Below are 17,483 nucleotides of genomic sequence, written 5' to 3' on the forward strand. Positions count from 1 at the left end.
ATGCTCATATCCGTGACGGAGCTGATCGAGATCGTGGTGGTGCTGTTCGTCGTTGCGCGGGTGACCCGGCTGGTCACCGCCGACGAGATCACCCGGCGACCCCGAGAGGCGATCGTGAGGCGGCTGCCCGAGGGCAGCCCATGCGCCTACCTGCTGTTCTGCCGCTGGTGCCTTTCCGTGTGGATCGCCGCGCCGGCTGCCGCTGCCTGGTGGCACCTGTCCGACGTCCCCCGCTGGTCGGGCTACTGGTGGGTCGACGTGCCCACGGTCGCGCTGGCTCTGTCATACGCCACGGGCCTGCTGGTGCGGGCCGAGCCCGGGGAGTAGCGCATGGCATGGTGGGGCACGAAGCCCAACGTCGACAGCGCGGTCGGCAAGGCGACTGCCGTCGTCGCGTCGGCGGCGAAGATGCGCTACGAGTCCAGCGGCAGCCTGCGGAAGGTCACCAAGCAGGAGTGGCAGGACGAGGCGTGGCGGCACTACGAGCAGTGCGGCGAGCTGGCGTACCTCGTCGACCTCATCGCTAAGGCGATGGGCCGCGCACGGCTGTACATCACGCAGGTCGACGAGCAGGGCCGGCCGGTCGAGACGCCCGACCAGGCGCCGGCCGGCGTCAACGAGACGTTCCTCGGCGGGCCCGGCCAGCAGGCCGAGCTGCTGCACGACGCCGGGATCCAGCTCGGCGTGCCCGGCGAGTGCTATCTGATCGGCGAGCCGGAGAAGAACGCCGAGGGCGACGCAACCGACCGGGAGCGCTGGTTCATCGCGTCGACCGAGGAGCTTCAAGAGCGAGCCGGGACGTACGTGCTCGACCAGGGCGACGGGCCGCGCGAGCTCGAAGCCGACGAGACGGTCATCGTCCGAATCTGGGCCCCGTCCCCGCGCAAGCACGCCCTGCCGAAGTCGCAGGTGCAGGCCAACCGGCGGGTGCTGCGGCTCATCGAGCGGCTAACGCAGTACGTCCAGTCGCAGATCGACTCCCGGTTGGCCGGGGCGGGCATCCTGCTGCTGCCGAACGAGCTGTCGTTCGCCGCCGCCGAGCAGGAGGAGGACGCCGAGGACGGGGTGACGTCGTTCCTGGCGACGCTGACCGAGGCGATGACCACCGCGGTGAAGGACCGCGACTCCGTGGCAGCTCTCGTCCCGATCGTGGTGCAGGGCCCCGCCGAGCACCTGGAGAAGGCCCGGCTGCTCAGCTTCGCCACCGAGCTGTCGGCCACGGTGCCGTCGATGCTGGACGGCGCGATCCGTCGGCTCGCCCTCGGCTTGGACGCGCCGCCGGAGATGTTGCTCGGCATGACGCAGGCGAACCATTGGGGCGCCTGGATGACCGACGAGGCGACGATCAAGTACCACGTCGAGTCGAAGTTGGAGCTGTTTTGTGCGGCGCTGACGCAGCAGATGCTGTGGCCGGCGCTGGAGGGTGCGCCCGGTGTCGCCGACGCCAAGCAGTGGATCGTCTGGTACGACACCAGCGAGCTGACGCAGACGCCGGACAAGGGCGCGGACGCGAAGGACCTGTACGGCCTCGGCGAGCTGTCGGGTGACGCGCTGCGCCGGGAGACCGGCTTCGGCGACGGCGATAAGCCGACCGACGACGAGCGGGAGCTGCGCCGGCTGCTGGAGATCATCCGCACGGTGCCGGCGGCGGGGCCGCTGCTCGTGCAGCGGCTGCTGGAGGTCGCCGGAGTGTCCGTCGACCTCGACGCGGAGGCGTTGAAGCCGGCCCCGCAGCCGGAGCTCCCGCCGGGCGGCGAGCCGCCTGCTGAGGGGGAGCCGACCGCGGAGGAGCCGCCGCCCGGCGACACCGAGGACCGCGGCCCGCCCGAGAGGGCGGCGATCGCCGCTGCGGGGGCCGACCCGCTGAGCGAGCCGTTCGTGGCCGCGTGCGAGGTGCTGGCGCTGCGGGCGCTGGAGATCGCCGGCAAGCGGGTGCTGGGCCGCGAGCGGTACCGGCACAACGGGTTGAAGGCGTGGGAGTACCACACGGTGCGGCAGTCCGCGCCGACATCGCTGCCCCGGTTGCTGGACGGCGCGTGGACGTCGGTGCCGGCGATCGCCGCGCGGCTTGGCGTCGACCAGGAGAAGTTGACCGCGGCCCTGACCGCGTACGTCGGCGGGCTGCTGGTGACCGGGGCGCGGCACGACGTCGCCGAGCTGCGCGAGCACCTGGCGGCCACCGTCGCCGGGGAGCTGGTGCCGGCATGAGCGTGACGATCCTCGTGCCGGACCTGGTGGCCGCCCACGGGTACGCCTGCCAGCGGTCCGGGCGCGGCAAGGGCTGCGAGCGGCTGGGGTGGACGATCTGCCGCACCTGCGGATGGTGGGGCGACCTGTGGGAGGGCGACCAGCCGCCGCTGACCGACGCCGGCCACGTGTGTGACCCGGAAGTCGTGGCGCGACGCAACGTCGCGAGGAGGAGGACCGATGGCTGACCCGGAGAGCGTGACCCTGACCCAGCTGCGCGAGTGTTTCGCGTCGGTGGGTATCGACCTCGGCGCCGATTTCGTGAAGCTGGAGCTGCACGACGACGTGTTGATCCTGGAGCGGCTCATCCGCAGCCCGGCCGGGCTGCCGGTGTCCCGCCCCGACGGCGGTGTGCAGGTCCAGGGCGTGCAGGTCGCCGTGGTCGCGGACCCGCCGGCGGGAGGCTGAGCCGTGGCCGAGCCGGACCCGTGGCTGCCGCTGCGCCTCGACCACGAGGCGCGGGTGGTGGCCGCCGAGCGGCGGGTGCTGCGGGCGGCGCGGGCCGCGCTGCGGACGTGGCTGGCCGACGCGCGGGCGAAGGCCCTGCCGGTCGTCACCGCGGCGGCGCTGCCGCCCGACCCGAGCGCGTTGGCCGGCGCGGGGCAGGCGTGGTTCGAGGCGATGACGGTGCACCTGGTGCCGGCCGTCGACAAAACGTTCCTCGAGGGAGTGGCCGACGCGGGCGGCGACGTCGACCTGCTGCGCGTGGCGCAGTTGAAGGACGAGTACCTGGCGGCGCTGCCGAACCGGCTGACCGGCGTGCCGGACTCGGCGTGGCAGCTGGTCGTCGCGGCGGTCGCCGAGCTGACCGGCGAAGGCGCGAGCGTGCCGCGCATCCGCGACGCGATCGAGGGGATCCTGGGCGAGCGGTCGTGGGAGGACCGGGCGGTGACGATCGCCCGGACGGAGACGATCGGCGCGTACAACGCGGGGACGCTGACCGCGTGGCTGACCGCCGAGCTGGCGCTCGACGAGAAGCTGGACAAGGTGTGGGTGGCCACGCACGACGAGCGGACCCGGGACGACCACCGGCACGCCGACGGGCAGCGGGTCGCCCTGGACGGCGTGTTCATGGTCGGCGGGGTGCCGATGCGGTACCCGGGCGACCCGGCCGCGCCGCCCGGGCAGACGGTGAACTGCCGCTGCACGATGATCGAGGTGGAGGCCGACGAGCCCCTGCCTGTGGTCCCGAAGCACCCGTGGCCCCGGCGTGACCGGGCCACCGGGTTGGACATCACGGTGACGGCGGCGGCAGCCGCGAAGGGTGGCAAGCAGATGGCGACGTGGAAGGGGACGCTGGCGCCGCTGGGTGCCAAGTCGGGCGACCGGCGGATCTTCGCGGCGGACGGCGAGTGGTCGTTCCGCGACCTGCCGCTGGCGCTGCGGTGGGCCCGCGAGGACGCCCCGGGGCATGAGGGCGCGGTGACGATCGGCCGGATCGTGACCGGCGAGGTGCAGAAGTCGAAGCTGGTCGGCGCGGGCGACTTCATCGACGCGGTGCCGGAGCTGGGCGAGGCGCTGGAGCTGCTGCGCCAGGGCGTGCTGTTCCCGAGCGTGGACCTAGACGACTTCGAGTTCGTGTTCACCGACGCGGACGGCAAGCCGATCGAGGAGATGTCCGACGAGGAGTGGGACGCCTTCATGGAGGCCGGCGAGGAGCCGTGCATCACGGTGACCAAGGGCCGGGTGATGGCGGTGACGCTCGTCGGGACGCAGGCGTTCATGGAGGCGAAGCTGGAGCTGGTCGACGACGAGGAGCCGGCCGACGGCGAGCCCTCCGATGAGGAGCCGAAGGAGGAAGAGGCGGTCGCGGCGTCCGGCGCGGCGGCGAGGAAGAAGCAGGTCGCGCCGCTGTACCCGCCGCGCGCCTGGTTTGACGACCCGGGCCTGGCCGAGCTGACGCCGATCACGGTCACCGCGGACGGGCAGGTGTTTGGGCACCTCGCCGACAGGGACTGCCACCTGTCGTTCCTGACCGGCGGGCAGTGCGTGATGCCGCCCGACGAGGGCGGCTTCGACTGGTTCCACCGGCCGGAGATCCAGACGGCCGAGGGGGAGCTGGTCGCGGTCGGACACATCACGGCGGCGACCGGGCACGCCGACCTGTCCGCCAGCGCGGCGGCCGCCGTCGAGCACTACGACGACACCGGCACGCAGGTGGCGGTGGTGCGCGCGGGCCGGGACGCCCACGGCACGTGGGTGGCCGGGTCGCTGGTGCCGGAGGCGACGGAGGAGCAGGTGCAGCTGCTGCGCCGGTCGCCGCTGTCCGGGGACTGGCGGTGGATCGGCGGCGCCCGGCAGCTCGTCGCGGCGCTGTGCGTCAACGTCGGCGGGTTCCCGGTGGTGCGGGGCCGGTCGTCGGGCGGGCGGGCGTACGCGATGGTCGCCTCCGGGTGGGCCGGCTGGAAGCCGTCGGACTCTGCCTCCGGCCGGCGGGAGACGGCGGCGCTGTCGCCGGCCGCCCTCGACGCGGCGGTGCGCCGGGCGGTCGCCGCCGGGTTCGCCGCCGAGCGGCAGCGGGCTGCCACCGCGGCGAACGCGGAGCGGATCGCGGCGACGATCGGCCGGGACCGCAGGACGCTGGTGGCGGCGCTGGCCGCCGAGGTGCACGTGAAGTAGGGGAGGAGCAGGCGATGGCGTGCGGCAGGTGCGGTGCCCGCAAGGTGGGCGCGACGGTGTGGGTGCTGTCCTACGAGGACGGCCGGCAGAGCGGCGAGTTCGCGTCGAAGACGGACGCGGAGATCGCCGACGTGAAGAGGGGCGGCGGCGGCACGATCCGCCAGGTGCAGAGGTGACACTGGGGGCGGTGCTGTTGCACCGCCCCCGACACGTCTATGTCATGGGCCGCCACCTCCGCTCGGAGGTTCGGCGGCGCCCTCGATGGCCTGCGGCACGCCCGCCGCAGTCGTCACCTCGGGCTGAGCTACCTGTTCCTGGGCCTCAGCACTCCCGCTGTTGCCCTTTCGCTGCAATGTGATCTTGATGCGGAACGCAACGGCCTTCCAGTCGATCTCGATGGACCCGCCGCTCTTCTCGACCCGCCTCACCAGCAGGAATGCGAGAAGAATGAGCAGGATCGGGATCACCAGGGGAGTGACCGCGGCGTACGCGCTCGCGGCGACTCCCACAGTTGCGGACCTAGCTGACCGTCATGGGCATGTCCAGAGGCCCACCTTTCGTCGCTCGAAGGGGTTGCCTTGGCAGGGCAAGGGGATTGGCCGGCGATACCTCCCGGGTGTGTGCTTCGAATTGACTATCGGTAGGCGCTGGTGAGCTGCGCCCGCCCGCGCAATGCGCATCCCGGTTCGCAGCCGGGATGCCACGCATCGCGACCCCATCGTGCAGCGCTCGCAGCCTTGATCGGAACTGCCCGCCGCTGCGTTACGCTGTGCGCTGAACCGCCGATGCTGGCTGCGGGCCGGTCGGGGATGAGATCCCTACCGTGCTGAGGAGCCGACGGTGGACTTTGAGATCCCTTCGAGCCTCGACGGGCTCGACCTCGACGCGCTGACCGAGCTGGAGAACCAGTCGGTCGCGGCATTCGACGCTCTCCGCGACGACCCGTCCCTGGACGCCGACGGCCTCGCCCGGCTGCGGGAGCTGGCTGCGTTCGTCCAGTCCGTGCGTACGGAGCAGGCGCGGATCGAGCAGGCGGCCGAGCAGGTCGCCGCCGAGCTGGACGACCTGACCGCAACGGTGCACGGCGCCCCGGAGCACGGCGATGGCGACGGTGACGAGGGCGACGGCGGCGAAGCCGAGGAGGAGCCGGCTGAGGAGGAGCCGGCCGAGGAGACGCCTGCCGACGAGACGCCGGCCGAGGAACCTGCGCAGCAGCAGCCGACGCCGGTCGTCGCGTCGCTGGCTCGCCGGGCGGCCCGCCGTCAGCCGAAGCCGAAGATGACCAGCGCCGGCAAGTCGGCGGTCATCAAGGCGGCGGCCGACGTGCCGAACGTCCCGCACGGGCACGTGTTCTCCTCCGTGTCGGAGGTTGCGTCGGCGTTCGACGACAAGTTCGCCGGCTTCCCGCGTGGGGTGGGGGTCGCGACCCGCATCAAGCAGAACGTGGCCCGGGTGGAGCTGCCCGTCGACCGGGCGCTCGTCGCCGGGGGCAGGGGCCTGACCGACATGGAGCTGGTGGAGCTGGCCGCGTCGGAGTCGCGGCTGTCGGGCGGCAACCTCGTCGCGGCCGGCGGCTGGGGTGCCCCGTCGGAGACGCTGTGGGAGCTGTGCGAGGGCCTGGAGACGACCGAGGGCCTGCTGGACCTTCCGGGCATCACGATCCCGCGCGGCGGCGGTATCAAGGTGCCGGCCAACCTTGACTTCCGCGACCTGTATTCGGGGATCGGCTTCGTGCAGACCGAGGCTGACAGCACCGCGGGGGTGGAGAAATCCTCGTACCGGGTGCCGACGGTGAACTGGGCTGAGACGCGCCTGGAGGTGGACGGGGTGCAGATCGAGCAGGACATCGTGCAGAACGCGGTGTGGCCCGAGCTGACCCGGGACGTGGTGCGGCGGGCGCTGACGGCCCACGAGCACAAGATCAACGCACGGGTGATTCAGCGGATGGCCACCGCCCCCGGCCAGTCGACGCAGTTCGCGCTGACCCTCGGCGGCGACGTCGACGGCGACGAGACGACCACCGCGCTGCTCGGCGCGATCTCCCTCGCCGCGACGGACTACCGGTACCGGTACCGGCTGGGCCGCCGGCAGCTCCTCGAGTGCGTGGCGCCGCTGTGGCTGATCGACTGGATCCGGGCGGACATGTCGCGCCGAGCCGGGGTGAACTACCTCGACGTGACCGACGAGCAGATCACAGCGTGGTTCACCCGACGGCACCTGCGCCCGCAGTTCGTCTACGACTGGCAGGACGGGTACGCCGACGCGGGCGGCAACGGGTTCGGCGGCAGCGTCGCCCCGGGCCAGTGGCCGGGCACCGCGGACTTGCTGATCTATGCGCCGGGCACGTGGGTGAAGGGCTCCAAGCCGATCATCGACCTGTCGGCGGTCTACGACAGCACGAAGCTGAAGGACAACGAGTACATCGCGCTGTTCACCGAGCAGGCGACGCTGCTGGTGAAGCGGTGCTTCGTGTCCTACAAGGTGAGCGTGCCGCTGTGCCCGACGGGCGTCACCGGCAGCACCGTGGCGTTCGACTGCTCGGCGGTCTGAGCTACCCGTTTGACGGGGCCGCGCCCTGCTGGGGCGCGGCCCCCCGCCACGGAGGAGATGACGGGTGACGCAGCCCCTGGTGTATGTGGACGCCCCGGCGACGACGCCGTATCGGTTCGGGCTGTTCTCGGCTGCGGCCGTGGTCGACCCGGCCGACCAGCGCGAGTTCCAGGCCGGGGTGGAGTGGGAGCCGCAGTGCGTCGACGCGCCCGCCCCGACGAGCGCCGCCGCGGCCTCGGACCCGGCGCGGGCGCCGATGGCGCTGCCGGACGGGGTGCCGAGCGTGAAGGCCGGCGTGATCCGGCTGTACGCCGGGCTGACCGGCCGGTCGGTGGCCCGGCCGGACCTGCTGGACCGGGCTCGCCGGGCGATGGGCATGGTGGAGCAGCAGTCGCTGGAGCACTACGTGTGGACCGGCGAGGGCGGCAACGACGTGTTCCTGGCGGAGGCGGACACGGAGGTGCTGGCCGGCTCGGCAGCGGCGCCGGTGCCGCTGGAGACGGGCGTGGGCCTGCTGGAGGAGCACATCGGCGACAAGTCGGGTGCGCTCGGGGCGGTGTGGGCTCCGCGGTGGACGTCCGGCTGGTTCGCGGGGAAGAGCCTGACGCGGATCGAGGGTCCACGGCAGGTGGCCCCGCTGGGCAACCCGCTGGTGTTCGCGCAGACGACCGGCGTTGGCCCGGGCGGTGTGGAGCCGGGCGCGGACGAGGCGTGGCTGTACGCGACGGGGCCGGTGATGGTGCGGCGGTCGGCGGTGTTCCTGCCGAAGCTGCCGGAGGCCCTGGACCGCACGGACAACGAGGTGTTCGCGGTCGCCGAGCGGTTCTACACGGTGGGGTGGAGCTGCGCGGTGGCGGCGGTGAAGGTCAAGCTGCCGGGCGTGCCGGCGTAGGAGGAGACATGGCGCTGATCTACCCGAAGGACCGCGAGGACGCGAAGGCCCTCGCCCAGCAGCTGCTCGACGCGGCCGGCGACGAACGGCACGACGAGGTGCGGACGACGACGGACGGCCCGGTGGGGCTGGCGTTCGACGTGCCGGAGGACCTGGCGCAGAAGGTGCTGGGCTCCGGGGACGGGCGGCAGCTCGTCGAGACGCCGGAGCAGCCGGCGACGACCGCGCAAGGCACGTCGGCTGACGCCGGGGCCGACGGGTCCGGGGCGCACGCCAAGTCGGCGGACGGTTCCTCTCAGCCGTCGACGAAGGCGTCCCGGTCGACCTCGCGCACGCGGAGCTGACTGGTAGCCCCACGCCCCGGACCGCGCCGCCCTGCCTGGTTTCTTCCCCGTGCCAGGCGGGGCGGCGCTTTTTGTGTGACCCGCTCCACGGTCCGAGGCGTACATAAAATTTGTACGCGACACTGAAACTTGCATACAATGAATATGTACGTCACGCGCTACCCCTACAGGAGGCTGAGAGATGGAGAAGCGGGTCAACGAGCTGGCCACCGAGTTCGGCGTCGAGGCCGAGGCCGCCGACCAGTGGGGCCTGATCGCCCAGCTGGCGCGGGCGGTGGTGGAGGCCGAGCGGGAGCTGGCGCGGCACTCTCGCGAGCTCATCGGCGCGACCGAGGACGCGGTGGTGACCGCGAAGGCGGGCGACCTGCGGACGTCGGTGCGCGGCGACCTGCTGGCCGCCGTGAGCGACAAGGCGGCGGCGGTGGACGGCGCGCTGATGAAGGTGGCCGAGCGGCGGCAGGCCCTGGCGCTCGTCGCCGAGAGCGTGAAGGCTGCGCGGCCGAAGCCGGCGCCGGAGCTGGCCGAGCGCGACGAGGTGACCTGGACGCTGGGTGGCCGGGAGCACCGCGGCAAGGTCAGCCAGGTGGTGGACGGCCGCGCGTTCGTGGTCGACGCCGAGAACGAGGTGACGTGGGTGCTGCTGGCGGCCGAGGTGACGAAGGTGCCGCCGGCGAAGGCGGACGACCACGTGGGGTGCCGGGGCTTCGACAACCAGGAGTTCTACTGGCACTGCTACACGCACGAGGTGTACAACCAGTCGTTCTGAGCGAGCGGCCCGACGCCCCTCGCGCCCCACGTGGGCGCGGGGGGCGTCGTCGTTGTGTGGCCCGCTCCACAGTCCGAGGCGTACATAAAACTTGTATGCGGCCCTGGCGGTCGCATACAATGAATATGTACAGCAAGCCGCCCCGACTGCGTGAGGAGTGCCCGATGGCCCGCGAGATGAGCTACCAGATGACCCGGACGATCGAGGCGCTGGACGCGCTGACCGCCAGCTACCGCGAGCGCCTGGTGGCCGGCGAGGGCCTGTTCCCGCGCGAGACGGAGGAGCAGGAGCGTGCCCGCCTGGCCAACAACCGGGCGGCGCGCGAGCACAACGCGCGGGTGTACGCCGAGCGCGAGCGGGTGGCGCGGGAGAAGCAGGCGGCCGAGAACGCGGCGGAGGTGGCGGCGGTGCGCAAGCGGCTGTGCGACAGCTGCTTCTGCGAGCTGCCGGCGTCGGGCGTGTGCGGCAACTGCTGACCGAGCGAGCGAGAGAGAGGGAGCTGACCATGACCGTCGAGCTGATCGAGGCCGAGCCGAGCGCCGAGCAGTGGGAGGTCGTCGCGCTGTCCGAGGTGGAGGACGGCGACGTCGTGTCGTTCGACCTGGCGGCGCTGACCGAGCGGCGGCACGAGAGGGCCCCGCGCGTCGACTGGACGCGGGTGATGGAGGAGGCCGCCGCCGTGGCGTGGAAGGCGGACCTGGGCGGGAGCGTGCGCCTGGACTTCTACGACCTGACCTGCGAGACGGTGGTGGGCCTGCCCAGATGGAGGTGTTGCGGCTGGTCTGAGCCGCCTGAGCGCCCCCGCAGCCGTGCTGGCTGCGGGGGCGCTGCCGTTCCCGCCGGCGGGAGAGCTGCCGGCAGTTCACGTGGAGGAAGAGCATGACGACAACGACGGTGGCGCGGCGCGCGAACGCCGTGCCGAGCGACCCGAGGGAGCACGCGCGGGCGATCGCCGAGGCGGTCGACGAGGCGTGGCACAGCCGGTACGGCGGCTCGCGGATCGAGGTGCCGATGAGCGTGGTGGCCGCCCTGGCGCTGGTGGCGCGGGAGGCGCCGGACGCCGAGCAGCTGGACCGGCTGGGCGAGGCGGCGGAGCGCCTGGACCACGAGGGCTTCTGGCTGCTGGTGCAGCGGCTGTGGTGCGAGTTCGCGGCGCTGCGGCCGGACCTGAACCCGCGGACGAAGCACCTGTGGTACTGGATCGACGAGGAGCCCGACGAGACGACGCAGCGCGCGATCCACGCGGTCGGCCAGGCGGCGCTGCGGCGCGGCGTGTTCGGCCGGTTCGGGCCGGACGGCTGGGGCGACACGGACCTGCTGGGGATGCTGCTCCAGACGATGAAGAGCCACGGCGGCCGCAAGGGCATCGGGCAGTTCCTGACGCCGGAGAGCGTGACGCTGCTGCTCGGCCGGATGGTCGCGCCGAACGAGGGCGCGAGGGTCCTGGAGCCGTGCGCCGGGACGGGCACGATGCTGCTCGGCGCGGCGCAGGCGATGCGGGAGAACGGGCTCGACCCCACGCAGTGCGAGTGGTGGGCGAACGACCTCGACCCGCTGGCGGCGGCGCTGTGCGCGGTGAACCTGCACCTGTGGGGGCTGGGCTGGCGGGTGGTCGTCGGCTGCGGCGACGGGTTGCAGGACGCCTGGATGCACGAGGCGCTGCGGGACCGCCAGGTGGCGATCGACGAGATGCAGGCGGCGTGGCGGCAGGCCATGCAGATCGTCGCGGTGCGGCAGCTGCTGGACCTGCCGACGCCGGAGAGCGACCTGGAGCGGGCGATGCGGAAGGCGCGGCCGAAGCCGCCGCCCCCGCCGCCGCCCGCGCCGGCCTCGTCCACGTTCGACGCGGACGCGGTGTACCGGCAGGGCTCGCTGTTCTGACCGGCCGGGTGTGTGACGCGCTACACGGCCCACCGCGTACATAAAACGTGTACGCCGGGGGGGCCGATCGCATACAATGAATATGTACAGCACGCGCACCCTGAGTAGCGGAGGCGGAGATGGAGAAGCTGGTGGAGCTCTTCGAGGTGATCGAGCGGCGTGGCGGGGCGGTCTACCGCACCCGGTACGTCCGCGACGAGTGGGTGGACGTCGACGCCCGCGCGCCCGAGGGCTTCGTCTACGCCAACAAGTCGACGAGCTACGAGGGCCGGACGCTGCGGATGCGTCGGGCCTGACCGGGTGCCGAGGACGAGGAGGGGCTGAGATGGCGGAGAGCACGGTGCAGGCCGGCCGGCGCGCGGCGAGCGCGGCCGGCTGGCTGGACGAGAACGACTGCTGCACGGAGTGCGGGGAGCACTTCTCGGGGCCGTGCGCCCCGGGGTGCCCACGCGGCGAGCCGGCCGACGAGTGCGACACGCTCCCGGTGCACCTGTCCTAGTGGCTGCGTAGGCGGGGCTGGGCGGGTGCCCGGCCCCGGTGCGGAGCCCCTAGCCGGGGTTCTGCTGTCCGGTCGCTATTGACGATTGCGGCCGGACAGCGCAAGGTAACTGTCCGAAGCAAGACCCGGTTCACGTGGAGGTAAACCATGGGTCTACGCGCGCTGGTCGGCACCGAGGGTGCCGACGGCACGTACGTCGCGCGGCACGTCCAGCACGACGGCTGCCCGACGATGGTCGTCCCGGCCCTGTCGGTGCTGCTGCACGAGCTGTGCGGCCACAGCCCCGAGCGGGCGGCGGCGGTCCTGTTGCAGAACGACTGGTCGCGGCTCTACGCGGTGCCCGGCACGGGGTCGACCGGCCACGTGGCCGGCGTGCCCTCCGAGGGCTACCCGGTGGAGACCGGCCGGATCGTCGAGGCCCGCGCGGGCGACCGCGAGTGGGCGTACCTGTTCGGTGGCCACCGGCTGCACGTCTACCTGGGGGTGTTCCCCGAGCGCGGCCCGAAGCGCTGGGAGGCGTGGGCGTGCTGGTCGCTGCACGAGCTGGGCGACCTGTCGCAGCTGGACCTGCTGGAGGTCCAGAAGGCGGGCTACGCGGCGCAGTGGCGGGCGTCCGACTACCGCGGCTACATGGAGGCCGTCCGCGAGGCGGCCCGGGACTCGACCCGGATCCAGCTGATGCAGGCCGGCCGGTGAAGGCGCTGGTGGGGCAGTTCGCCCCGGACAGCCGGTGGTACCGGGCCCGCCTGGTCGAGCTGGAGGGCCAGCCGAGCTGGACGCTCGCCCAGATGCGGGCGATGTGGGACCGCAGCTTCCAGGGCGACACCGCGGCGATGGTGCGGCAGCTGCTGCACCGGCACTGGTCGGTGCTGGCGAACACGCACTGGCCGGAGCAGGCGAAGGCCGAGCGCCGGCCGGAGTGGACGTACGTGTGCGGCGTCGGCCGGGGCTACAGCGACCGGGTGTGCAGCCCGGCGGCGGTCGGGCTGATGGGCGCCGACCAGCCGTTCGACGACGAAGGCTGGGCGTACCTGTGGGAGCACGGGCTGGGCGCGCTGCACGTCTACGGGGCGCACGGCGGCCGGTGGCACCACCTGGCCACGCTGCCCGCCGACGTGTGGGCGGGCCTGACGACGCAACTGGTGATCGATGTCGAGGCCAGGTTCTGCTGGCTGGAGCGAGAGGAGGCGGCGGCGTGACCGCTGTGACGAGAGGGCAGGGCAGCCAGCCGATCCGGACGGACGAGCTGATCCGCCGAGACGAGGTGCTGCTGTTCGGGCAGCTGGTGGAGATCGCCGACGTGCAGGAGGTGCGCGACTTCCCGAGCTGCGTCAACCTGGTGATCCTGCCGAAGCCGGGCGGGCAGCCGAGGGAGACGCTGGTGCCCCGGGACATGCTGCTGCTCGGGATGCGGCTGCCCCGGCTGGTGGCGCTGAGCTGCCGCGGCTGCAAGGCCGTCGTGAAGGTGCCGGTCGACCTGGCGCACGGCCCGGTGCCCGACGTGCTGTGCGGCGGGTGCCGGGGCCGGGTCGTCGAGGGCACGGCGCGGCTGACGCCGCCCGTCCCGGCGGGGCGGTACTGATGAACAACGTGCTGCGGGCGCTGATGGCCGACACCGACGAAGAGCGGGACGCGCACCTGAACCGGGAGACGCTGCTGTACGCGGTGCAGCGGACGATCCAGTGCCAGCGGACCGGGGCGATCCTGGACGTGCGGACGGCGGTGATGGTGACGACGATCCTCGGCGACAAGCGGGGCGCGTGGGTGCTGACCGGTGAGGCCTGGGACGAGATGGAGGAGTGGACCCGGGCGAAGGCCGCCGAAATCGGCGCGACGCTGGAGGTGATCGACGGCCGCAAGCTGTGACGGCCGTAGAGAGCGGGGCCGCACCCAGCCGGGTGCGGCCCCGCTCCGCTTTGGCGGGGCCCTGTCTCGGCTACGCTGACGGGGTATTCGCCGCTGGCTGCGGGCCGGGCATGGACCTTCGCTGTTGAGGGATGCCTGATGACCGCAGTGTGCGATACCCCCGTGAAGGGGAAGATGCTCCGGGCCACGAAGCTCGGGGTGTGCGGCGACCCGATCCTGGGCGCCGGAGGCTGGCCGGTCCACGTGACGTCGAAGGGCTTCGTCTCGGTCGAGTACGGGGCCGAGGTCGACGACGGCGAGGAGATCGACCAGAAGGACGCCAACGGCGACCCGCTGGTCTACGAGCCGGCTCGGCGGCGGATCAAGCTGTACAACGTGACGGTGACGGCGGGCCGGGTCGACCCGGAGCTGTACACGCTGTTCACCGGGATGCCGGTGGTCCTCGACGAGGACGGCAACGCGACGGGCATGCGGATCACGTCGGCGGTGAACCTCGACAGCGCGGTGGCGCTGGAGGTGTGGTCGGGCACGCAGCTCAAGAAGTGCGTGGCCGGGTCGTTGCAGCGGCCGAGGTTCGGGTACTTCCTGCTCCCGCAGATCATCGACGGGCAGATCGGGGACTTCACGATCGAGAACGGAGCGGCGAGCTTCACGCTGACCGGCAAGGCGATCGAGAACCCGGGCTGGGGTGTCGGCCCGTACGACGTCTACCTGCGCAAGACGGGCGTCGAGGCCCTGATGGACCCGATGGGCGACCAGGACCTGCTGCACCTCGACTGGACGTACCTGCCGCCGCCGGCGCCGACGTGCGGGCTGACCGTGCGGCCGCCGGACGGCACGGTGGCGGCCGACGCCACGGACGCGACGAACATGACGGCGGAGTTCACGGCGACGTACGTGCCGGCCGCGCCGGACAACACGTACACGGTGGATTGGGGCGACGGGGCGTCGTCCGCCGGCCCGGCCGAGGCGGCGAAGGTGAGCCACGAGTACGCGGCGCCGGGTACGTACCTCATCACGCTGACCGACTCGACGACGGGCGCGCAGCGCTTCAAGTCGTTCGTGGCGCCGGCCGCCTGAGGTAGACGGTGACGCAGCCGGCGCGGACCGGCCCATGCGAGTGGCCGCTGAACACGGCGTACTGCAAGGGCTGGGACCAGCTCGACGAGGCGGTGCAGAAGGCGGCCACGGACCTCGCGACGGAGGTCCTGTGGGCGCTGTCCGGCCGCCGCTTCGGCGTGTGCGACTCGACGGTGCGGCCGGTGCGGCGCGGCGACGGCGAGGCGTGGCGGCGGTGGGAGTCGTGGCTGGACCTGCCGTACGGCGGCAGCTTCGCGGTGACGTTCTGCGGCTGCCCGGTGGGGACGTGCGCGTGCGGGCCGGTCGGGCAGGAGCTGAGCCTGCCCGGCCCGGTCAACGCGGTAACCCGGGTTGTCATCGACGGCCAGGAGCTGCCGGCCGAGGCGTACGCGGTCTACGACCGGCGGTGGCTGGTCCGGATCGACGGCGGGAGCTGGCCGACCTGGCAGGACCTCACCGCGGCCGACGACCAGCCGGGCGCGTGGGCGGTCACCTACGAGCGGGGCGTGCCGGTGCCGGCCGGCGGCCAGGTGGCGGCCGGCGCGTTCGCCTGCGAGGTGGCGAAGGCGATGGTCGCGGACACGACCTGCCGGCTGCCGAGGCGGGTGGCGTCGCTGGTGCGCCAGGGCGTGCAGCAGACGTTCGTCGACCCGGCGCAGCTCGCCCGGGACGGCATGACCGGGCTGCCGGAGGTCGACCAGTGGCTGCGGGTGGTGAACCCGCACCGGCTGCCCCGCGACACGGTGGTGTGGTCGCCGGACCTGAACCGAGGAAGAAGGAGGACGTCGTGACCGAGCCCGTGGTGGAGCCCGTCGACGACGTGGCCTGGCCGGTGGCGGTGAAGCTGCGCGAGGTCATCGGGACGGCGCTGGACGGGGCGCTCGGCGGGACGCCCGCCGTGGTGGCGGTGGTGCCCGGCCGGGACGTGGCGATCGACTCGTGCTGCGAGGGCCAGGCGTGGGTGCGGATCGTGCGGACGTACCCGGTGCTGCCCGGCGAGTTCCCCGGCGGGCGGGGCAGCCCGATCGACGACGGCGGCGACCCGGGCGTGTTCTGGGCGGTGGAGCTGGGCGCCGGGACGGCCCGGTGCGCGCCGAGCCCCGACGACGCCGGGAACCCGCCGACGGCGGCGCAGCTCGAGCGCAGCGCGGCGGAGCTGGCCGACGACGCCGGCAGGGTCCGGCGGACGGTGCTGTGCGAGCTGCAGAAGCTGCCAGCCGTCGAGGAGGTGTGGATCGGGGAGCAGTCCAGCGTCGGCCCGTCCGGCGGCTGCGTCGGCCAGGAGGTCCTGGTCGCGGTGATGACGAACATCTGCGTGTGCGAGGAGGAAGCCGGTGCGTAAGGGCCAGAAGGTGACGGTGAAGGCGCTGACCGCGATGCCGGGCGTGCCGGACGGGTCGGTGCAGCACCTGGAGTGGGGGCCGCGGCTGGCCACGCTCGTCGACGCCGGCCGGTACGAGGTGCTGGAGGGCGAGGAGGCGGCGCAGGCGGCCACCGTGGACCTGCGGCCGCCGGACGCGACGGAGCCGACCCCGGCGCCGACGATCGCGGCGGACGGCGGCGGCGACGAGCAGAGCCGGCCGAGGCGGGCGCGGAGCCGCTGATGGCAGTGGTGGTCCGGCCGCGCGTCGACCTGTTCGCCGGCGAGATGCGCCAGCTGCTCACCGGCTCGACGGGGCAGGTGGTGTCGTTCATCCGCAGCGTGACCCGGAAGGTGCGGACCCGGGCGGTGCTCAAGTGCCCGGTGGACACCGGCCGGCTGCGGGCGGCGCACCGCGAGGAGGTCGGCGTGCGGGGCGGCCAGGTGTACGGGTTCGTGGAGAACGACGTCGAGTACGCGGCCGCCGTGCACGACGGCATGGCGGCGCACCTGATCCGGCCACGGCGGGCCGGGGGGGATGCTGCGGTTCGAGACGGGCGGCCAGGTGGTGTTCACCAGCCTGGTGCGCCACCCGGGGACGCGGGCGCAGCCGTGGCTGCGCGAGGCGATGGAAGAGGTAGCGGGGTCGGAGGGGTTCCGGCTCGTCCGCTCGTAGGGAGGAAGCAGGATGCGGGAGTTCACGACCAGCGCGAAGGTGGCGAAGCAGTCCGGCGGTGAGAAGAAGCTGCCGGACGTGCCCTTCAAGCTGGACGGGGTGGAGATGGTGTGCCGGGCGCCGAAGGACGCGCAGCTGGCGTACCTGATGGCGGCGGCGTCGTCGAGCCGGTCCGAGGCGGACCAGGTGGCGGCGGTGCTCGACTTCTTCGAGCAGACGCTGGACAAGCCGAGCCTGACGGTGTTCCGGAAGCGGCTGCTGAACACGGAGGACGAGTTCGACTTCACCGACGCCATGGGGATCTTCACGCACGTGTGCGAGGAGTGGTCCGGCCGCCCTACTGGATCGGGCAGCGCCTCCTGACCCTGGCGGTCAAACGCTGGCCCGAGTTCCACGGGATCCTGCTGATGCGCACCGGCCGGGAGCCGCTGGACCTGCCGCTGCCGTCGCTGCTGGACGTGATCTACGCCTGGTGGGTGGAGGGCGGCGACGAGAATGAGGTGGCGAAATTCCGGCAGCGGCTGGAAGCCCCGCCGGTTGGCGCGGAGCTGGAGGGCCGCGAGGAATGGTCCGACGAGGAGACTGCCCAGAGTTTCGCCCGGGCACTGTCGGGCTCCAGTTGATGTCCCGGCTGGGGCGTCGGCCTGTTCAGCTGGTTGCCCCACCCCAAAAGATCCATCCCAGCTCAGCTCTTGAAGGCCGC

The 17,483-nt window shown here is 72.7% G+C and carries 27 protein-coding genes; 26 read left to right on the forward strand and 1 reads right to left on the reverse strand.

Features of this window, described 5'->3' with window-relative positions:
* The first annotated feature begins 12 nt into the window (after positions 1-12).
* Genes GA0070606_RS26690 through GA0070606_RS32705 form a run of 6 tightly spaced genes read left to right on the forward strand, consistent with a single transcriptional unit; the run spans position 13 to position 5,042 of the window.
* Positions 13-327: a hypothetical protein gene (locus tag GA0070606_RS26690; RefSeq protein ID WP_091105676.1), complete on the forward strand. Its 315-nt coding sequence runs from the start codon at positions 13-15 to the stop codon at positions 325-327.
* A 3-nt stretch (positions 328-330) separates the two neighbouring features.
* A complete protein-coding gene (locus GA0070606_RS26695; protein WP_091105678.1) occupies positions 331-2,208 on the forward strand; it encodes a hypothetical protein in 1,878 nt (625 codons plus the stop codon).
* On the forward strand, positions 2,205-2,435 hold the full coding sequence (locus GA0070606_RS26700) for a hypothetical protein (protein ID WP_141721820.1): 231 nt from the start codon (positions 2,205-2,207) through the stop codon (positions 2,433-2,435). The genes GA0070606_RS26695 and GA0070606_RS26700 overlap by 4 nt, the downstream gene beginning before the upstream one ends.
* A complete protein-coding gene (locus GA0070606_RS26705; protein WP_091105684.1) occupies positions 2,428-2,655 on the forward strand; it encodes a hypothetical protein in 228 nt (75 codons plus the stop codon). Before GA0070606_RS26700 ends, GA0070606_RS26705 begins: the two co-directional genes overlap by 8 nt.
* 3 nt (positions 2,656-2,658) lie before the next feature.
* On the forward strand, positions 2,659-4,866 hold the full coding sequence (locus GA0070606_RS26710; protein ID WP_091105687.1) for a phage minor head protein: 2,208 nt from the start codon (positions 2,659-2,661) through the stop codon (positions 4,864-4,866).
* 14 nt (positions 4,867-4,880) lie between these two features.
* Complete coding sequence (locus GA0070606_RS32705; RefSeq protein WP_176737427.1) at positions 4,881-5,042, forward strand: hypothetical protein; 162 nt, start codon at positions 4,881-4,883, stop codon at positions 5,040-5,042.
* A gap of 42 nt (positions 5,043-5,084) precedes the next feature.
* Here the strand turns inward: GA0070606_RS32705 and GA0070606_RS26715 are convergent, their stop codons facing one another.
* Positions 5,085-5,333, reverse strand: a complete 249-nt coding sequence (locus GA0070606_RS26715) for a hypothetical protein (protein ID WP_141721822.1) — start codon at positions 5,331-5,333, stop codon at positions 5,085-5,087.
* A gap of 373 nt (positions 5,334-5,706) precedes the next feature.
* On the opposite strand from GA0070606_RS26715, the gene GA0070606_RS26720 reads away from it, so the two are divergent.
* The 20 genes from GA0070606_RS26720 to GA0070606_RS26805 all read left to right on the forward strand — a co-directional run bounded on the left by GA0070606_RS26720 (position 5,707) and on the right by GA0070606_RS26805 (position 17,403).
* The gene (locus tag GA0070606_RS26720) at positions 5,707-7,416 is read left to right on the forward strand and encodes a major capsid protein (protein ID WP_091105691.1); all 1,710 of its coding nucleotides are present in this window, start codon (positions 5,707-5,709) and stop codon (positions 7,414-7,416) included.
* A gap of 64 nt (positions 7,417-7,480) precedes the next feature.
* Positions 7,481-8,308, forward strand: coding sequence for a hypothetical protein (locus tag GA0070606_RS26725; RefSeq protein WP_091105693.1), 828 nt, complete (start codon positions 7,481-7,483; stop codon positions 8,306-8,308).
* A gap of 8 nt (positions 8,309-8,316) precedes the next feature.
* Entirely contained in the window at positions 8,317-8,652 is a 336-nt protein-coding gene (locus GA0070606_RS26730; RefSeq protein ID WP_091105696.1) for a hypothetical protein, read from the forward strand.
* A 181-nt stretch (positions 8,653-8,833) separates the two neighbouring features.
* Positions 8,834-9,418: a hypothetical protein gene (locus tag GA0070606_RS26735; protein WP_091105699.1), complete on the forward strand. Its 585-nt coding sequence runs from the start codon at positions 8,834-8,836 to the stop codon at positions 9,416-9,418.
* 164 nt (positions 9,419-9,582) lie between these two features.
* The gene (locus GA0070606_RS26740) at positions 9,583-9,894 is read left to right on the forward strand and encodes a hypothetical protein (protein WP_091105701.1); all 312 of its coding nucleotides are present in this window, start codon (positions 9,583-9,585) and stop codon (positions 9,892-9,894) included.
* Positions 9,895-9,923: 29 nt separating this feature from the next.
* The gene (locus tag GA0070606_RS26745) at positions 9,924-10,301 is read left to right on the forward strand and encodes a hypothetical protein (RefSeq protein ID WP_141721824.1); all 378 of its coding nucleotides are present in this window, start codon (positions 9,924-9,926) and stop codon (positions 10,299-10,301) included.
* On the forward strand, positions 10,298-11,299 hold the full coding sequence (locus GA0070606_RS33785; RefSeq protein WP_141721826.1) for an N-6 DNA methylase: 1,002 nt from the start codon (positions 10,298-10,300) through the stop codon (positions 11,297-11,299). The genes GA0070606_RS26745 and GA0070606_RS33785 overlap by 4 nt, the downstream gene beginning before the upstream one ends.
* 119 nt (positions 11,300-11,418) lie before the next feature.
* Positions 11,419-11,595 carry a hypothetical protein gene (locus GA0070606_RS32710; RefSeq protein ID WP_176737428.1) on the forward strand — a complete coding sequence of 59 codons (177 nt, stop codon included), beginning with the start codon at positions 11,419-11,421 and terminating at the stop codon, positions 11,593-11,595.
* Positions 11,596-11,624: 29 nt separating this feature from the next.
* On the forward strand, positions 11,625-11,798 hold the full coding sequence (locus GA0070606_RS32715; protein ID WP_176737429.1) for a hypothetical protein: 174 nt from the start codon (positions 11,625-11,627) through the stop codon (positions 11,796-11,798).
* 147 nt (positions 11,799-11,945) lie between these two features.
* Positions 11,946-12,494, forward strand: a complete 549-nt coding sequence (locus GA0070606_RS26755) for a hypothetical protein (protein ID WP_091105709.1) — start codon at positions 11,946-11,948, stop codon at positions 12,492-12,494.
* Complete coding sequence (locus GA0070606_RS26760; RefSeq protein WP_091105712.1) at positions 12,491-12,997, forward strand: hypothetical protein; 507 nt, start codon at positions 12,491-12,493, stop codon at positions 12,995-12,997. The genes GA0070606_RS26755 and GA0070606_RS26760 overlap by 4 nt, the downstream gene beginning before the upstream one ends.
* Positions 12,994-13,380: a hypothetical protein gene (locus GA0070606_RS26765; RefSeq protein ID WP_141721828.1), complete on the forward strand. Its 387-nt coding sequence runs from the start codon at positions 12,994-12,996 to the stop codon at positions 13,378-13,380. Before GA0070606_RS26760 ends, GA0070606_RS26765 begins: the two co-directional genes overlap by 4 nt.
* Positions 13,380-13,664, forward strand: a complete 285-nt coding sequence (locus GA0070606_RS26770; RefSeq protein ID WP_091105716.1) for a hypothetical protein — start codon at positions 13,380-13,382, stop codon at positions 13,662-13,664. Before GA0070606_RS26765 ends, GA0070606_RS26770 begins: the two co-directional genes overlap by 1 nt.
* Positions 13,665-13,826: 162 nt before the next feature.
* Complete coding sequence (locus GA0070606_RS26775; protein WP_091105719.1) at positions 13,827-14,744, forward strand: PKD domain-containing protein; 918 nt, start codon at positions 13,827-13,829, stop codon at positions 14,742-14,744.
* Positions 14,745-14,752: 8 nt separating this feature from the next.
* On the forward strand, positions 14,753-15,535 hold the full coding sequence (locus tag GA0070606_RS26780) for a hypothetical protein (protein ID WP_091105722.1): 783 nt from the start codon (positions 14,753-14,755) through the stop codon (positions 15,533-15,535).
* Positions 15,532-16,086 (forward strand): hypothetical protein, encoded by a 555-nt coding sequence (locus GA0070606_RS26785; protein WP_091105724.1) that lies wholly within the window; start codon positions 15,532-15,534, stop codon positions 16,084-16,086. The genes GA0070606_RS26780 and GA0070606_RS26785 overlap by 4 nt, the downstream gene beginning before the upstream one ends.
* Positions 16,079-16,348: a hypothetical protein gene (locus tag GA0070606_RS26790; protein ID WP_091105727.1), complete on the forward strand. Its 270-nt coding sequence runs from the start codon at positions 16,079-16,081 to the stop codon at positions 16,346-16,348. Before GA0070606_RS26785 ends, GA0070606_RS26790 begins: the two co-directional genes overlap by 8 nt.
* Positions 16,349-16,642: 294 nt before the next feature.
* Positions 16,643-16,780 (forward strand): hypothetical protein, encoded by a 138-nt coding sequence (locus tag GA0070606_RS32965; protein WP_218106060.1) that lies wholly within the window; start codon positions 16,643-16,645, stop codon positions 16,778-16,780.
* Between the two features lie 12 nt (positions 16,781-16,792).
* Positions 16,793-17,143 (forward strand): hypothetical protein, encoded by a 351-nt coding sequence (locus GA0070606_RS26800; RefSeq protein WP_091105729.1) that lies wholly within the window; start codon positions 16,793-16,795, stop codon positions 17,141-17,143.
* Positions 17,095-17,403 carry a hypothetical protein gene (locus GA0070606_RS26805; RefSeq protein WP_141721832.1) on the forward strand — a complete coding sequence of 103 codons (309 nt, stop codon included), beginning with the start codon at positions 17,095-17,097 and terminating at the stop codon, positions 17,401-17,403. Before GA0070606_RS26800 ends, GA0070606_RS26805 begins: the two co-directional genes overlap by 49 nt.
* Positions 17,404-17,483: the final 80 nt, after the last annotated feature.

The organism is Micromonospora citrea, from assembly GCF_900090315.1.
GTDB lineage: Bacteria > Actinomycetota > Actinomycetes > Mycobacteriales > Micromonosporaceae > Micromonospora > Micromonospora citrea.

Bases quoted from the DNA above. Each gene is read 5' to 3' on its own strand.
- GA0070606_RS26695 (WP_091105678.1), top strand. From the start codon at position 331: ATGGCATGGTGGGGCACGAAGCCCAACGTCGACAGCGCGGTCGGCAAG.
- GA0070606_RS26700 (WP_141721820.1), top strand. From the start codon at position 2,205: ATGAGCGTGACGATCCTCGTGCCGGACCTGGTGGCCGCCCACGGGTAC.
- GA0070606_RS26705 (WP_091105684.1), top strand. From the start codon at position 2,428: ATGGCTGACCCGGAGAGCGTGACCCTGACCCAGCTGCGCGAGTGTTTC.
- GA0070606_RS32705 (WP_176737427.1), top strand. From the start codon at position 4,881: ATGGCGTGCGGCAGGTGCGGTGCCCGCAAGGTGGGCGCGACGGTGTGG.
- GA0070606_RS26730 (WP_091105696.1), top strand. From the start codon at position 8,317: ATGGCGCTGATCTACCCGAAGGACCGCGAGGACGCGAAGGCCCTCGCC.
- GA0070606_RS26735 (WP_091105699.1), top strand. From the start codon at position 8,834: ATGGAGAAGCGGGTCAACGAGCTGGCCACCGAGTTCGGCGTCGAGGCC.
- GA0070606_RS26740 (WP_091105701.1), top strand. From the start codon at position 9,583: ATGGCCCGCGAGATGAGCTACCAGATGACCCGGACGATCGAGGCGCTG.
- GA0070606_RS26745 (WP_141721824.1), top strand. From the start codon at position 9,924: ATGACCGTCGAGCTGATCGAGGCCGAGCCGAGCGCCGAGCAGTGGGAG.
- GA0070606_RS33785 (WP_141721826.1), top strand. From the start codon at position 10,298: ATGACGACAACGACGGTGGCGCGGCGCGCGAACGCCGTGCCGAGCGAC.
- GA0070606_RS32710 (WP_176737428.1), top strand. From the start codon at position 11,419: ATGGAGAAGCTGGTGGAGCTCTTCGAGGTGATCGAGCGGCGTGGCGGG.
- GA0070606_RS32715 (WP_176737429.1), top strand. From the start codon at position 11,625: ATGGCGGAGAGCACGGTGCAGGCCGGCCGGCGCGCGGCGAGCGCGGCC.
- GA0070606_RS26755 (WP_091105709.1), top strand. From the start codon at position 11,946: ATGGGTCTACGCGCGCTGGTCGGCACCGAGGGTGCCGACGGCACGTAC.
- GA0070606_RS26770 (WP_091105716.1), top strand. From the start codon at position 13,380: ATGAACAACGTGCTGCGGGCGCTGATGGCCGACACCGACGAAGAGCGG.
- GA0070606_RS32965 (WP_218106060.1), top strand. From the start codon at position 16,643: ATGCTGCGGTTCGAGACGGGCGGCCAGGTGGTGTTCACCAGCCTGGTG.
- GA0070606_RS26800 (WP_091105729.1), top strand. From the start codon at position 16,793: ATGCGGGAGTTCACGACCAGCGCGAAGGTGGCGAAGCAGTCCGGCGGT.